The 15,470-nt window shown below is 69.8% G+C and carries 6 protein-coding genes; 5 read left to right on the top strand and 1 reads right to left on the bottom strand.

Annotated elements, in window-relative coordinates; all coding sequences use genetic code 11:
* The first annotated feature begins 58 nt into the window (after positions 1-58).
* Together gltB and AC5W54_RS10475 are read left to right on the top strand one after the other, a co-directional pair.
* A complete protein-coding gene (gltB, locus tag AC5W54_RS10480) occupies positions 59-4,594 on the top strand; it encodes a glutamate synthase large subunit (RefSeq protein ID WP_495962027.1) in 4,536 nt (1,511 codons plus the stop codon).
* Entirely contained in the window at positions 4,594-6,069 is a 1,476-nt protein-coding gene (locus tag AC5W54_RS10475; protein ID WP_495962026.1) for a glutamate synthase subunit beta, read from the top strand. The genes gltB and AC5W54_RS10475 overlap by 1 nt, the downstream gene beginning before the upstream one ends.
* On the opposite strand, the gene AC5W54_RS10470 is transcribed toward AC5W54_RS10475, so the two are convergent.
* Positions 6,039-8,021 (bottom strand): RecQ family ATP-dependent DNA helicase, encoded by a 1,983-nt coding sequence (locus tag AC5W54_RS10470; protein ID WP_495962025.1) that lies wholly within the window; start codon positions 8,019-8,021, stop codon positions 6,039-6,041. The two genes, AC5W54_RS10475 and AC5W54_RS10470, sit on opposite strands and share 31 nt — an antisense overlap.
* 112 nt (positions 8,022-8,133) lie before the next feature.
* Here AC5W54_RS10470 and AC5W54_RS10465 point away from each other — a divergent pair, with 112 nt between their 5' ends.
* The 3 genes from AC5W54_RS10465 to AC5W54_RS10455 are packed head-to-tail and all read left to right on the top strand — an operon-like array spanning position 8,134 to position 15,412.
* The gene (locus AC5W54_RS10465) at positions 8,134-9,669 is read left to right on the top strand and encodes a hypothetical protein (protein WP_495962024.1); all 1,536 of its coding nucleotides are present in this window, start codon (positions 8,134-8,136) and stop codon (positions 9,667-9,669) included.
* Entirely contained in the window at positions 9,666-10,502 is an 837-nt protein-coding gene (locus AC5W54_RS10460) for a hypothetical protein (RefSeq protein WP_495962023.1), read from the top strand. Before AC5W54_RS10465 ends, AC5W54_RS10460 begins: the two co-directional genes overlap by 4 nt.
* Positions 10,499-15,412 carry a coiled-coil domain-containing protein gene (locus AC5W54_RS10455; protein WP_495962022.1) on the top strand — a complete coding sequence of 1,638 codons (4,914 nt, stop codon included), beginning with the start codon at positions 10,499-10,501 and terminating at the stop codon, positions 15,410-15,412. The genes AC5W54_RS10460 and AC5W54_RS10455 overlap by 4 nt, the downstream gene beginning before the upstream one ends.
* Positions 15,413-15,470 lie beyond the last annotated feature (58 nt).

Genomic DNA, 15,470 nt, shown 5'->3' with positions numbered 1-15,470 from the left:
CTGAGTTTGTGCCTAGTATGTGAAAGGTGCAAAGCCACCCGGCAGGGGTAACGACACCATGCGAGACCCGGCAGGCAAACCCAGCAAGGTCCGCCTTGGTCCTCGCACCGGTTATGCCAACTGCGGCGTTGGTGCGGTGATCAACGTACATGGCGAGGCGACGCATGGACTGATCGCGGATGGCCTGCGCATGCTGTGCAACCTCGACCACCGCGGGGCCCGTGGCGCCGAGGAAAATACCGGTGACGGTGCCGGCATGCTGTTGCAGGTGCCGCACCGCTTCTTCGCTGCCGCCATCCCCGGCCTACCCGGTGCCGGGGCCTACGGCGTCGGCCAGCTCTTCCTGCCCCGGGACAAGGCGCAACGTTCCGCCATCAAGCGGCTGATGACGTCGATCATCGAGACGCTGGGCTATCGGCTGCTCGCCTGGCGTCGCGTGCCCACCGATAACCGCGGCCTGGGGCGAACCGCGCTGGATTCCGAACCCGTGGTCGAACAGTGCTTCGTGGTCCCCAGGCAGGCCATGTCGCCAGTGGCGTTCGATATCGGCCTCTACGTGTTGCGCTGCGAAATCCAGAATCACGTGCGCGAGCAGAAGCTGGGCGGCGAGGGGGCCAACCTGTTCTACATCTGTAGCCTGGATCGACGGCGACTCGTCTACAAGGGCCTGTTGACCTGTGCCCAGTTGGCCAGCTACTACCCGGACCTGAGCGATGCGCGGGTGGAGAGTGCGCTGGTGCTGGTGCACTCGCGTTTCTCTACCAACACCCTGGGCGCCTGGGAGTTGGCGCATCCCTATCGCACCCTGGTCCACAATGGCGAGTTCAATACGCTGCGTGGCAACGTCAACTGGATGCGGGCGCGCGAGGCCCTGCTGGCAGGCGAGCGTTTCGGTGACGATATCGAGCGGATTCGTCCGGTCCTGGCCGAAGACGACCAGAGCGATTCCGCCGATTTCGATCATGTGCTGGACTTGCTGCTGGTCGCCGGCCGCTCGCTGCCGCATGCGTTGCGCATGCTGATTCCCGAGGCCTGGGAAAAGGACACGACGATGGCGCCGGAGCGCCGCGCCTTCTATGACTACCATGCCACCCTCATGGAGCCGTGGGACGGGCCGGCCCTGGTCGTGGCCACGGACGGCGATGCGGTGGGAGCGGTCATCGACCGTAACGGCCTGCGCCCCTGCCGGTACTGCCTGACCCGCGACGACAAGCTGATCATGGCCAGCGAGAGCGGCACCCTGGACACCGACTTTGGCGAGATCGTGATGCAGGGCCGACTGCGCCCGGGCCAGCTCTTTTTCACCGACACCCGCGAGGGGCGCATCGTCCCCGAGACAGAAGTCTTCGGTCGTCTGACGGGAGCCGCTCCCTATGCCGACTGGCTCGCCAGGCAGCGGGTGAAACTCGCCGATCTGGTCGATGAAACTGCCGAACCGGCCATCGACGCACTCGATCCGGCCACGCTCGCCGCGCACCAATGCGCCCTCGGCTATACGCTCGAGGGATTGCGCGTGCTGCTCGCGCCGATGGCCGAGTCCGGCAAGGACCCGCTGGGGGCGATGGGCAACGACACCCCGCTGGCGGCCCTGTCGGCGCAGCGCAAGCCGCTGTTCGCCTATTTCCATCAACTGTTTGCGCAGGTCACCAACCCGCCGCTGGACTACCTGCGCGAGGCGCTGGTCACCTCGTTGCGCGCCCACCTCGGCTATCAGCGCAATCTGCTGGACCCGACGCCCGAGCACTGCCGCCAGTTGCTGATCGAGAGTCCCCTCCTCGATGACCGGGAGTTCGCGACCCTGGCCGGACTCGATCTTGACGGGCTGCGCGTGCGCGAGATCGACACCACCTATGCTCCCGGCCAGGGGATGGCGACGGTCATCGAGCGGGTCCGACGCGACGCCGAAGCCGCCGTCGATGCCGGCGTCACGCTGTTGGTTCTCGACGACCATCGGCTGGGACCACACCGTGTCGCCGTGCCCGCGCTGCTGGTGGTCGGCGCCGTCCACCATGGCCTGATCCGGGCCGGCAAGCGCAGCCGAGTGTCGCTGGTGGTGCGCAGCGGCGAGCCCTATGCGGTGCACCATCACTGCACCCTGATCGGTTACGGCGCCGACGCCATCTATCCCTGGTTGGCCTATCGCAGCCTCGAGCATCTGCACGCCGAGGGCGCGCTCACCGACGTCGAGAGCAGCGCCGCGGCGCGCCATGCCTATCGTCTCGCCATCGAGGACGGCCTGCTCAAGGTCATGGCCAAGATGGGCATCTCCACTCTGGAGAGCTACAAGGGCGCGCAGACCTTCGAGTGTATCGGCCTGGATCAGGCGCTGGTCGATGACTGCTTTACCGGCACCCCGGCGCACATCCCGGGCGTCGGACTGGCTACCCTCGAGGACGAGACCGAGCAGGCCCATGCGGTCGCCTACAGCGACCGCATCGCCGGCAACCTGCCACTGTTGCAGGGCGGTGACTTCTATTGGCGGCGCGACGGGGAATGGCACCAGTGGAATCCGCAGACCATCGGCCATCTGCAACAGGCGGCACGGCACAACGACGCCGAGAGTTATCGGCGTTTCGCCGAACTCATCAATGAGCAGAGCCGGCGTCTACAGACGCTGCGCGGCCTGCTCGACTTCGATAGCGAGCCGCAGCGTTCGATTCCGCTCGAGCGAGTCGAGCCGGCCGAGGCGATTCTCAAGCGCTTCGGTACCGGTTCGATGTCGTTCGGTGCCCTGTCCCGGGAGGCCCACGAGGTCATGGCGATCGCCATGAACCGCATCGGCGGCAAGGCCGGCAGCGGCGAAGGCGGGGAACAGGTCGAGCGCTTCGGTACCGAGGCCGAGAACTCGATGAAACAGTGTGCCTCGGGGCGCTTCGGGGTCACCGCGCACTATCTGGCGAGTGCCCGCCAGATCGAGATCAAGATGGCCCAGGGCGCCAAGCCGGGCGAGGGCGGCGAGTTGCCCGGCGGCAAGGTCGATGCGGCGATCGCCGAGGTGCGCTTCACGGTGCCCGGGGTCGGCCTGATCTCGCCGCCGCCGCACCACGATATCTATTCGATCGAGGACCTGGCGCAGTTGATTCATGATCTCAAGTGCGCCAATCCCGAGGCCGAGATCCACGTCAAGCTGGTCTCCAAGGCCAATGTCGGCACCATCGCCGCCGGTGTCGCCAAGGCGCGCGCCGATGCGGTGCTCATCTCCGGCGACGCCGGCGGCACCGGGGCGGCCAAGAAGACCTCGATCAAGCATACCGGGACGCCATGGGAGCTGGGGCTGGCCGAGACCCATCGGGTGCTGATGGCCAACAACCTGCGCTCGCGCATCACCGTGCGTACCGATGGTGGACTCAAGACCGGGCGTGACGTGGCGATGGCCGCACTGCTGGGGGCCGAGGAGTTCGGCTTCGGTACCGCGCCGATGGTCGTCGTCGGTTGCCTGCTGCTGCGCAAGTGCCACTGCAATACCTGTTCGGTCGGCGTGGCGACCCAGGATCCCCGGCTGCGCGAGCGCTTCGATGGCGAGGCCGAGCACATCATCAATTATCTGCGCTTCGTCGCCGAGGAGCTGCGCGAGATCATGGCCGCGCTGGGCTTCGCGTCGGTCCGCGAGATGGTGGGACGCGTCGACCGGCTACGCCCGCGGCAGGTGACGCACCCCCGGGGCATCACGCTGGACCCCGGTGAGTTGCTGGCCCGGGTGGAATCGACCGATACCCCCTACAAGACACGCGAGCAGAACCACCAGCTCGACGACAAGCTCGACCGGCGCCTGATGGCCCAGGCCGCGCCGGCGCTCGAGCGGGGTGAGCCGGTGCGCATCGACACCCGGGTGTGCAATCGCGACCGCAGCGTCGGCACCTTGCTGTCGTCGGCGCTGGTCAAGCGCCATGCGCCGACCATGCCGGCCGACGATACCCTGCGCATCGATCTGCGCGGCTCGGCCGGCCAGAGCTTCGGGGCCTTCGTCGCCCGGGGCATCAGCCTGCACCTGACCGGCGACGCCAACGACTACCTCGGCAAGGGGCTCTCGGGCGGCCGGATCAGCGTACGTACCCCGCCGGAGGCCGGCTATACCGCGGCCGACAACGTCATCATCGGCAATGTCGCGCTATTCGGTGCCACCGGCGGCGAGGCCTACATCAACGGCCTGGCCGGCGAGCGCTTCTGCGTGCGCAATTCCGGGGCGCTGGCCGTGGTCGAGGGCGTCGGCGATCACGGTTGCGAGTACATGACCGGCGGCGTGGCGTTGATTCTCGGCCCATGCGGCAAGAATTTCGCTGCCGGCATGAGCGGTGGCGAGGCCTACCTGCTCGACGAGCAGGGCGACCTGGCCGAACGCGTCAATGCCGAGCGGGTCGGGTTGCAGGCCCTGGAAGACGAGCGCGACAAGGCTCTGGTGAGGCGCCTGCTGGAAAATCAACATGCCTGCACCGGCAGCCATCGCGCCCGGACACTGCTCGATGACTGGCCCGCCACCCTGGCGCGGCTGGTCAAGGTCGTGCCCGAGGCCTATGCCGAGGTGGTGACCCGTGAGTTGGCCGAGGGGCGGGACATCCGTGTCGCACTGCCGGCCGCAGCCCGGGAGGTGGCCTGATGGACGAGAACCATCCCGACGGTTTCCTAAGACATCCGCGGGAGCCGATCGGCAAGCGCGACCCGCGCCAGCGCATCGGCGACTACCGCGAGATCTATGCGCCTCGCTGGCGGGAAGATCACCTGCGTCAGCAGGGGGAACGCTGCATGGACTGCGGCGTGCCGGCCTGCATGGGCGGCTGCCCGATCGGCAACCTGATCCCGGAGTGGAATGACTTGGTGGTGCGTGGCCGCTGGCGCGAGGCCCTGGCGCGGCTGCATGCCACCAACAATTTTCCCGAGTTCACCGGTTATACCTGCCCCGCGCCCTGCGAACCGGCCTGTACGCTGGCCTATAACGCCGATGCCGTGGCCATCAAGAGCCTCGAGCGGGCGATCGTCGACCGCGGCTGGGAAAGGGGCTGGATACGTCCCGAGCCGCCGGCGCAACGCTCCGGCAAGCGAGTGGCGGTGGTCGGCAGCGGCCCGGCCGGTCTGGCATGCGCCCAGCAGCTCAACCGCGCCGGTCACTGGGTGACGGTATTCGAACGCGACGAGGTGCTCGGTGGGCTGATGACCCTGGGCATCCCCGACTTCAAGTTCGCCAAGCACCGGGTCGAGTGGCGTCTCGACCAACTGCGCAAGGAGGGCATCGAGTTCCGCACCGGGGTCGAGATCGGCCCTGCGATGTCATTGGCCCAGTTGCGCGAGCGCTTCGATGCGGTGTGTCTGGCGCTCGGGGCCCAGCAACACCGCGATGTCACGGTACCGGGACGCCAGCTGGGGGGAATCCATTTCGGCATGCCCTACCTGACCGCCGAGAATCGTCGTCAGGCGGGTCGCGATGGCCTGGCGATCGATGCCCGGGGCAAGCGCGTGGTGGTGCTGGGCGGGGGCGATACCGGCGCCGATTGCGTGGCCACCGCCCATCGCCAGGGCGCCGCAGCGGTGGCGCAGATCAGCGTGCGCGAGCAGCCGCCGGTGACGCGCCCGGCCGACAACCCCTGGCCGTGGCAGCCGCGCACCTATGAACAGACCTATGCCTTGGAGGAGGGCGGCCGGGCGCTGTTCGCGCTCAATGTCACCGCCTTCGTCGATGACGACGGTGATGGCGCCGTGGATGCCTTGAGCGCCGAACGCGTCAAGTGGACCCTCGATAGCCAGGGACGGCGCGTGGACAAGACGGTGCTCGAGGAGAATATCCGCATCGCCGCCGACCTGGTGCTGATCGCCATCGGCTTCCGGGGGCCCCAGGCCCAGGCGTTCGTCGACCAGGGGCTGACGCTTGCCGACAACGGCGGGCTGGCCACCGACGAGACCATGATGACCGATCTGGAGGGGGTCTTCGCCAGCGGCGATGCCCGCCGCGGGGCGTCGCTGGTGGTATGGGCGATCGGCGAGGGGCGCGACGCGGCACGTCATATCGACACCTACCTGAGGGGGGCATCGTGGCTGCCGCCGAGTCTTCAGACCCTGACGCCGCCGACCGACGACTGACCTGCCAGCCAACCCCGCACCTCGGCATAGGGGTAGCCCTCCAGGGCGGCGAAGCCGGGCAGCTGCCGTGCCTTGAGGCGGGTGAACAGCGGCGTGGTGATGCTGCACAGGAAGCGCGCCAGCAGGTCGGGGGTGACGGGGTGATCATCGCCGGCCGTCTCGAGGCGCTCGAGCAGATCACCCAGGAGGGTTGCCGTGTCCTGGTTTTCCAGCGGCGGCAGGGGCGCGGCGGCGGGTAGCCGGGCCGGGCGCCCGCGGCAGGCCGAACAGTGGCCGCAGCGCTCGGGGGCGCGGTCGTCGCCGAACCACTCGGCGAGCCGCCGGCTCAGGCAGGCGTCGCTCTCGAACAGCGCGAGCATGGCGTGCAGCCGGGCGATCTCGGCCTGCTCCTTCTCGCGGAAGTAGCCGTGCAGCTCGTCGCTGAGCGCCGCCGGGTCGAGGTCGGGACGCAGCACCTCGTAGACCTCGGTCAACTGGCGACTCTGGAGCTCGAGCCAACCCTTGTCGACGAAGTAGTCCAGCGCGGTGAGTACGCGACCGCGCGCGGTATCCAGCCCGCGCTCGCGGCCGAGCGCCTCCAGGGCGGCGAAGTCGAGCTCGTGCCAGGTGCGGGCGCGCTTCGCGGCATCGAGGATCGCCCGGACGAACTCGCGCCGCTCGCCCTGGAAGCGCTCGACCAGCGCCTCGGGCTCGCACAGCAGCTTGAAGCGGTAATCGGCGAAATAGGCGTGGCGGGGGACGATGAGGCCGCGCAGCTCGAGTTGTACCAGCAATGTCTTGAGCGGTAACGGCCGGATGTTGGCGTGCTGCGAGAGGCCGTTGATCTGCAGCTCCCAACGTGGGCCAGCCGCCAGCAGCTCGTCGATCACCCGGCGGATGCCGTGGTGCTCGGGCGTGTCGCCGTAGACGAAGGTCTCCAGCACCCCCAGGGTGTCGCGGCCGGCCAGCATCAGGCACTCCGAGGGCAGGCCGTCGCGCCCGGCGCGGCCGATCTCCTGGCTGTAGTTCTCGATCGACTTGGGCAGGTCGAAGTGCACGACGTTGCGGATGTCGGCCTTGTCGATGCCCATGCCGAAGGCGATGGTGGCAACGATGCAGTTCACCTGGCCGGCCATGAAGGCCTGCTGGATGGCCTCGCGGCGCTCGCCGTCGAGGCCGGCATGGTAGGCGGTGGCGGCGATGCCGGCCTTGTTCAGGTAGGCGGCCAGGCGCTCGGCGGTCTGCTGCAGGGTGACATAGACGATGGTCGGGGCGGGAGCGCCGCCCTGCAGCCGGGGTCGCAGCCAGTCGATCAGGGCGCGCGGGCGCACCCCGGCTACCGCGGGGGCGACCGTCAGGTCGAGGTTGGGCCGGTAGAAGCCGGTAGCGGTGACATCCGAGGCCTCGATGGCGAAGCGGCGGCGCATGTCGTCGATCACCCGGGGCGTGGCCGTGGCGGTGAGCAGCAGCACCTGGGGGATACCGAACTCGCGCTGGTGGTCGGGCAGCTTCAGGTAGTCGGGGCGGAAGTTGTGGCCCCACTCGGAGATGCAGTGGGCCTCGTCGACCACCATCAGCGAGATCGGCACCCGGCGGATGAAGGCGCGGAAACGCTCGTTCTTGAGCCGCTCCACCGAGATCATCAGGATGCGGATCTCGCCGCGGGTCACGCCCTCCATCACCGCCGCGGCCTCCTCGCGGCTCTGGCCGGAGTCGATGCTGGCGGCGCGGATGCCGTGGCGCTCGAGGAAGGCGAGCTGGTCCTGCATCAGCGCCAGCAGCGGCGAGATCACCAGCGTCAGGTGGGGCAGGTGCAGGGCGGGCAACTGGTAGCAGAGCGACTTGCCCGAACCGGTGGGGAAGATCGCCGCCGCCGAGCGGCCGGTCACCACCGCCTCGATCACCGGCCGCTGGCCGGGGCGGAAGTCGTCGTAGCCGAAGACCTGCTGTAACGTCCGGTCGATGTCGTTCATGCTGACGCTCCCTGTCGTGTCGTCCCGTCCGTCTCAGGGTACACCCTCGCGGGGACCATGACCCAATCCGCCAGCCTTGGCATAATGCCCCCTTTGTCCTCAGGGAAGACCCATGACCGCCTGGAGCAAACTGCTGGTCACTACCACGCGGCTGATCGACCTGCACGACAGCGGCCACGAGCCGGGCTCGCCCTTCGTGCAGGTGAGCCAGGAACAGCGTCGCGGCCTGCGAGACGGCTACTGGCTCGACCTCGGCTGCTTGCTGCTCGACTACCTGCTCGACGAGGATTTCGCCACCAACAGTGCCTTCGTCTCGCCGACCCGCTGCCTCAACCATCTGCGCGAGATTTATCCGCAGCTGCCGCACGACGACCTGAGCTTCGTCATCAACCTGTTGTCGACGCCCAGCGAGCTCAACTTTCGTCAGGCGTCCCCGGACCCGGACGCCCGTCAAGCGTCTCCGAGCGCGGATGCGAGCGAGATAGGGGAGAGCCGCGCCCGGCGCAGCACCAAGCGCACCGCCCTGATCGAGAAGCAGGGCCAGACCGGCCAGGTGCGCCTCACCTCGAGCGGCCGCCAGGCGGTGACCCTGGCCGGCCAGGTCGAGGATTTGCTCTATTCCGAGTACGACGCCGCCAAGGTGCTGGCGGCGCTGGCCCGGGGCGATTTCGCCCGCATCCCCGACATCACCAACCAGATCCTGCTGGCGATCCGCGCCCTGACCCAGGAGTTGCGCCGGGTGCGCGAGAACCCCTCCCGCGAGGGCAAGCTGGCCGCGCTGCTCGACAACGAACGCCACTACCACAACGCGCTGACCAACATTCAGCAGACGCTGCTCGACGCCCGCGCCCAGCTCGCCACGCCGCGGCTGATGGAGCGCTTCGAGAGTTGGCGCGAGGCGCAGCCCGACGACTGGGACCTGCGCGTGCTCTCCGGCGCCATCGGGCGGGTGCTCAACGCCATCGAGAACCTCTCGCGGCGGCTCTCGGAGCTGCTCGCCGACATCGCCGAGGGGCGCATCCAGGCGATGGGCGTGATCGATTTCCAGGACCTGGCGCGCCAGTTGCTCGAGGCGCCGCCGGCATCCGCGCTGCGCGATGCCGTGGTGGGGCGCATGATGCCGCTGCACGTACAGGCGACGTTCCCGCGCCTGGTGCCGCTGGTGCCGCTGCTCGAAAGCCGCCGTGCCGAAACCAGCACCTCGGCGCTGGTATTCGACGAGGCCGGCGACGCGGCCCCCGAGGATCCGCTGCTGGCGCGCTTCCTCGAGGCCCGAGGCCCGGCACTGCGGAAGCGTATTCAGCAGGCGCCACTGTCGCTGCCCGAGTCGCTGGCCGAAGGCTGGCACCGCTTCGAGGAGGGCGACTGCCTGGCGCAACTGATCAACACCTTCGTCGACACAGAGCTGCTCGACCCGGGGCTGACGGTGGGCATCGACGCCACGCCGTTCGAGCTCGAGCTCGACGACGGCCGCCGTATCGAGGGGGCCGTGACCCCGTCCCTCGGGTTCTTTTTACAGGCCGCGCTCCCTATGAAGCCCCAGGCCGCGCCGCTCTCCAAGGCGCCCGCCGCCGCGCCGCTTCCCCAGGCGCCCGACGCCCCCAATAACGCTACATCATCGCGAATCGATCAGGACGAGCCCGTATGAACATGACCGAGATGGGCGAGGTGGTCGCCTACCTGCTGCGCTACCGCAGCGCCGAACGCACCCCGGGCGGCGGCCGCAAGCGCCGTGCCGCCCGCGAGGGGCAGCTCTCCGAGCGTGACGTCTGTGCGCTGATCGACGACGCCAGCGAGGCCGAGCGCGAGGCGCTGCGCGATTTTCTGGGCGGCCAGGGCCTGCGGCTCAAGGCCTTCGAGGCCGGCGACTACCCCGGCATCGCGCCGGGGTCGCGCTACTACGCGCTGCTGCCCGACCCGGAGCTGGAGCAGCCGCCGCTCTACACCCGCGAGCCGGTGTTCGAGGCGCTCAAGCTGCGCCAGGAGAGCCGCGCCGAGTTGGCCCAGTGGTACCTGCAACTGTGGCTGTTGATGCACACGCTGCTCTACACCCGCTACAACCGCGCGCTCTCCGACGTCAGCCGTTACCAGGAGGCCACCTTCGCCGGTTCCGAACTGGTCGAGCTGATGCGTGACCAGCTCGAGTCGCTGCGCGCCCTGGGCGAGGAGGCGCCGGAGGCCAGCCGTATGCTCCTCGAGGAACGCGGCGAGGACATCAGTCGCCGAGTACGCGCCTTCATCGACCTGCAGGTGCGCGCTGGGCTGCTCGAAGGCCTGCGTGACGCCGACGTTGGCACCGCCACCGAGGAGGGTGGCGGTGAGGTCTGGCAGCAGACCCTGCTCGGGGCGCTGGAGAGCGAACAGGTCGGCATCCATCAGCTCGGCCACCTCCGGGCCCTGGCTCAGGGGCGTGTGGCGAGCGGGCATGCGGAAGAGAAAGATGAAGCGCCCATCGACGAGCACGAGGAGACCCAGGCATGAGCGTGATCCACCGCATCGAGGTCGCCAACCTGCTCAACAAGCACGGCGACGTGGCCTCGCCCTGGGACGCCAAGATGCGCCACCTGCTGCTCGACCTGCGTGGCCAGTCGAGCGCCATCAGCATGGAGAACGGCTTCGGCAAGACCACGCTGGCCGAGGCGCTGATCGGCCTGCTGTCGCGTGACCGCACCCTGCTCTCGCGCACGCGGCGCAAGTGCTCGCCCTCGTCGGTGAGCGGGGAAGGGCGCAGCTGGAGCCACCTGCGGGTGGAGTTCCGCTCGCGCAGCGGGCTCGAGCGCCAGGACGACATGCTCGCCGTCGCCGGCGAAGAGGTCGCCGGCGAGACCTTCGTGTTCGGCTTCTACGGCTACAGCGATGGCAGCGGGCTCTCCTTCTACCACTACGCCGGGCGCCTCGAGGACGTGCCGGTGCATCACCTCACCCTCGACGGCAAGCTGGCGCTCTACGCCAACCGCGACGTCAAGGCCGTCATGGCCGAGCGTGGCGTACGCCTGACCCATAACCGCGAGGAGTGGCTGGAGGCGGTGGGCGCCCATGTGTCGCGCCGCGAGCTGGCCCAGCTCGCCGCCTTCCAGAAGGAGGGCGGCGCCGACAAGAGCCAGATCTTCAACGCCATCAAGCCCCGCGCCGGCGAGAAGGCCGACCAGGCGTTCTTCTTCGAGGTGCTGGCGCCCGAGATCCTCTCCGGCGCCACCCGCGGCGAGACCGACGAGAGCGAGGAACTGATCGAGGAGGTGATCCTCAACTCCGGCACCAACATCACCGAGCTGCGCCATCGCCTGGAGGAGGCCGAGAGCGACCAGCGCCGCGCCAGCGACAAGGTGGTGCGGCTGGCCGAGCTGCGCGAGCAGGGCGAAGCGCTGCGCGACGCCCGCGTCCGCCTGGAGGAACTCGACCAGGGCCTGGCGGCCAGCGAAGCCCTGCTGGGCGGCCAGGCGCTGCTGGCCCTGCCCGGGCTGCCGCCTGCCAGCGCGGAGGATGAGCCCGAAGCGAGCGGCGCTGCTGCGGGTGCGGGCTTCGCCTGGGCCGCCGGCGACACCGGCCGCCCGCGCGTCTCCACCTGGCTGCTGGCGCGTCTCAGCGGCATGTCCGAACGCGCCGTGCGCCAGGCGCTCTCCGAGCGCGGCGCCCGGGTCGACGTGCACCGGCGCCTGATCCACCCGCCCGAGGCCGAATGGCCGGCGAGTCGCGACGTGGGGCACGTCAGCTTCCAGGCCGCCCGTGAGTGGCTGGGCGAGAGCCTGGCCTTTGCCGACGATGCGGCTCGCCATCAGGCCCTCGCCGCGCTGGACGAGGGTGCCGACGCCTTCGAGGCGGCCGACGGCAACCGCTTCCGCGAGGATGTGATCGGCGACGGCATCTACCTCGAGGAGCTGACCCGCGACCTGACGGCCCTCGACGAGCGCCGCGACGCCATGGAGCAGGAGCGCGAGCGGCTCGAATCCCAGCAGCGCGATTTCGTCGACAACCAGAGTTTCTATACCCAGGCCCTCGCCGAAGGGCTGTTCAGCGAAGCCGAGCTGGAAACCCCCGAGGCCAGCGCCGAGGCGACCCGGGCCGAGGCGACAAGCGCGCGTAGCGCGCTCAACGCGCACCTGGGCCGCGTCGGCGAGCTGAAACAGGTCGCCGCCTGGCATGATGCCTTTCGCCGCGAGTGCCCCGACACCGCGCCGGCCGAGCGGCTGGAGGAGAAGCTCGAGCGTGAGGCCGAGTTGGCCGCGGCGCTCGACGCGCTGACCCGTCGCCGCAGCGAGGTCGGCGCCGCCTTCGAGACCGCTCGTGCAGAGCGCGAGCGGCTCAACGGCGAGCGCGAGCGACTGTCCGGTGAACAGGGCCTGCTGGCCCGCGGTCAGGCGCCCTGGCGTGCCTTCGTCGAAGGCTGGCCGGGCGAGGAGGTCGGCGGCTTCTGGTCGCGGCGCAAGACGGCGCTCGCCGAACGGGAAACCCATTGCCGCGAGGCCGAGCAGCGCCGCCAGGAGGCGGAACGCACCCTGGCGCGGCTGGCGCCGCTGGCCGAAGCGGCGCGCCGCTATGGCGAGCTGCACGGCGACGACGAGCCGGTGCACCTGCGTGCGCGGCTGCGTGAGCGTGAGCGCGAACTGGCCGACGAGCGTCAGCGGTTGACGGACGAAGAGAGTCGCCTGCGCACGCTGCACCGGGCGCGGCTCGACTTCGCCGAGCGTAACGAGCTCGCTCCCGAGAAGTGGCTCACCGACGCCCGGCGCCGCTACCCGCGGTTGTTGCGAGAAGCGGAGACGCTGGAGGCCGATATCGCCGCCCGCGAACGCTACCTGGCGAGCCTCGCTGGCGACCCGCTGGAACGGCGCGTGGCCGAGGCCGAGGCGCACCGTCATCTGGACGATAGCGGTATCGCCTGGCAGCCGTTGCATGCCGTGCTCAACGGCGATGACGTTGCCCAGGAGCAGCGCCGGGAGTGGCTGGTGCAGGCCGCCGGCGTGCTGTTCGCCCCGGTGGTGACGGGCCCCGCGGCGGCCGAGTCGGCCGCCGCCACGCTGATCGAGGCAGGCCTGGCGGTGCCCGTGTTCGAGGCCGAGGCGCTTGCTGGTTTGCTGGCCCGGGGCGAGTCGCCGCTGGGCGCGGTGCAGGGCATCGAGACCCTGGCGGTGAAGGCCGCGCTGGATCCCCGCTTCCTGGAGGCGCTGCGCGAGAGCACCGAGAAGCGGCAGGCGGCCGACCGCGAGCGGCGCAAGGCGCTGGCGGCGGAGTGTGCGCGGCTCGACCCCCATGGGGAGTCGTTTGCTCTGGCGCTGCGTGCCCGCGAGGCCGACGAGGCGCAGGTCGAGGTGGCGCTGGAGGCGCTGGCCGAACAGCAGGCGGCGCTGGCCGAGCGCGAGGCCGAGCTGGCCCCACGGCTCACCGACGCCGCGCTCACCTGCATCGACGACTATCAGCGCTACCTGCAGGAGGGCGGCGAGTTCGCCCGGCAGGAGGCCACCGAGGCGCGCCTCGAGGCCGAGACGGCGCTGGCCGAACTCGTGCCTGCGCGCGAGCGGGCCACCCGTGAGCTGGAAGCGCACGGAGCGACCTGGCTCGCCGCCGAGCAGTTCAGTGATGCCGGCGGCGTCGAGCGGCTGCAGGCGCTGGAACAGCGCCTCGCCGAACTCGAGCGTCACCTGGCCGAGGCCGCTGCCAGGCTCGCCAGCGCCGAGGAGGAGAAGGAGGCGCTGGCGCGTAGTGTGGCCGAAACCGAGGCCCGGTTGCGCGGCATCTTCGCCGACGGCGAGCGCGACCGCCTGCGCGCCCTGGCGAGTTTCGAGGCCGACGGTGGCGTCGCCTTCATGGCCAGTGCCGCCGAGGTGCAGGCCGAGCTGGAGGCGACGCAGGCTCGGGCGACCCGGCGCGCCGACTTCGATTTCACCCGCATCCGCGCCTATCTGGAAGTGCGCGACGCCGGCGGCGGCGGCCAGAAGCTCGAGCGCGAGATCGCCCGGGTCAAGCGCGAGCTCGGCGAACTGCGCGACAAGCGCAAGACGCGCTCGGCGGAGCGCGACACGCTGGAGACGCGCCTGGCCGAGCAGCGCCGTGCCCTGGCCTGCGTCGACCAACTGGCGGTGGAGTGGTTGCGGGTGCTGCGCGAGCTGCCCGAGGGCTGGCCGCGGCGCCTGGCGGCGCGGGTCGATCTCGACGAGGCCAGCCGCTGGCCCAGCAACGATACCGAGCACCAGGCACGCAACGCCGCCCTCGAGGCCTGGCGTGCCATGGCCGGGGAGAAGAGCGAACAGAGCGAGCTCGACATCGAGGCGCTGGAGGCATGCCAGCAGACCCTGGCCGATGCCCTGGGCGAGCTCAACCTCGGTGAGCGGGCGCGCAACCGCGAACGCCAGGCCAGGCAGGTCGAGGCCGGCGAACGCAAGCTGGCCGAGGCACTCGCCGAGGCGGCCCACAGCCGGCTGTTCAGCGACACCGAGCGCGCCCGCCTGGCCGGGCTGAGTCATTCCGGCTCGACCCAGGCCAGCGCCGAGGCGCTGGACGACCTCTCCCGCCTGCACGACCAGCTCGCCGGCCAGCTCGACGACCATCGGGTGCGGGTCGAGCGGCTGCACGCCTCCCGCGAGCAGATCGAGGGCACCCTGGTCGAGCGGCTCAGCTCGATCATCTCGGACGCCGCCGGCAACCTCGACATCCTCAAGCGCGTGGCCAGGAGCAGCGGCGAGGGCGGTGCCTTCTTCGAAGTCAAGGCCTCGCTGATCGGCCCCGACCAGCTGCGCGAGCTGATCGCCACGCTGCTGGCCGACATCGACGAGCACCAGGCGGCCATGCGTCGCCGCGCCGAGCGCGACGGCGGCATGGTCGACGGCGAGGCGCGCCGACGCGACGACGACCTGCTGCGTCAGATTCGCCGGCGTATCTACCGCGGCCTGTTCCACGACGTGGCGATCCGCCTCAAGCACGACGCCATTCGCCCCCACGGGCGGCTGTTCTCGCTCAACGAGGAGATGTCGGAGGGCCAGCGCGAGGCGGTGTCGCTGATGTGGCTGGTCAAGCTCTCCGAGTTCGCCATCGAGCGCGAGCTGCGCGAACTGCCCGGGCACCACCGCCGCCGCGCGCGTACCAGCCGCGAGAGCGTGATCCTGCTCGACGGGCTGTTCTCCAAGCTCTCGCATCGCCGCCTGATCCAGGACTCGCTGGAGTCGCTGCGCAACACCCGCGGCCGCTTCCAGATGATCGGCCTGATCCACAACCCCAACTACGAGAACGACCCCGAGATCTTCCCCACCTACCTGGTGGGCAGCGTGATCGGCGGGGTGCAGGGACAGAGCGGCCACGTGATGGTACGCGACGGTCGCATCACGCCACCGGAGACGCTGGGCCGCAGCCAGGGCGAGGCGAGCCTGTTCGGCATCCATGTCACCGAGCCGGTGACGTAGGAACAGGCGACGGCCGCTACACTTCCGGTATAACCGCCATCTGTTCCGGCGGTATTCC

The organism is Halomonas sp. LMYGS-3, assembly GCF_059509875.1.
The sequence above is the reverse complement of the archived record's forward strand: the minus strand, read 5'-3'. Positions and strand labels throughout refer to the sequence as shown.

Excerpts from the sequence above, each read along its gene's own strand:
- AC5W54_RS10460 (WP_495962023.1), top strand. The coding sequence starts at position 9,666 with ATGAACATGACCGAGATGGGCGAGGTGGTCGCCTACCTGCTGCGCTAC.
- AC5W54_RS10465 (WP_495962024.1), top strand. The coding sequence starts at position 8,134 with ATGACCGCCTGGAGCAAACTGCTGGTCACTACCACGCGGCTGATCGAC.
- gltB (WP_495962027.1), top strand. The coding sequence starts at position 59 with ATGCGAGACCCGGCAGGCAAACCCAGCAAGGTCCGCCTTGGTCCTCGC.
- AC5W54_RS10475 (WP_495962026.1), top strand. The coding sequence starts at position 4,594 with ATGGACGAGAACCATCCCGACGGTTTCCTAAGACATCCGCGGGAGCCG.
- AC5W54_RS10455 (WP_495962022.1), top strand. The coding sequence starts at position 10,499 with ATGAGCGTGATCCACCGCATCGAGGTCGCCAACCTGCTCAACAAGCAC.
- AC5W54_RS10470 (WP_495962025.1), bottom strand. The coding sequence starts at position 8,021 with ATGAACGACATCGACCGGACGTTACAGCAGGTCTTCGGCTACGACGAC.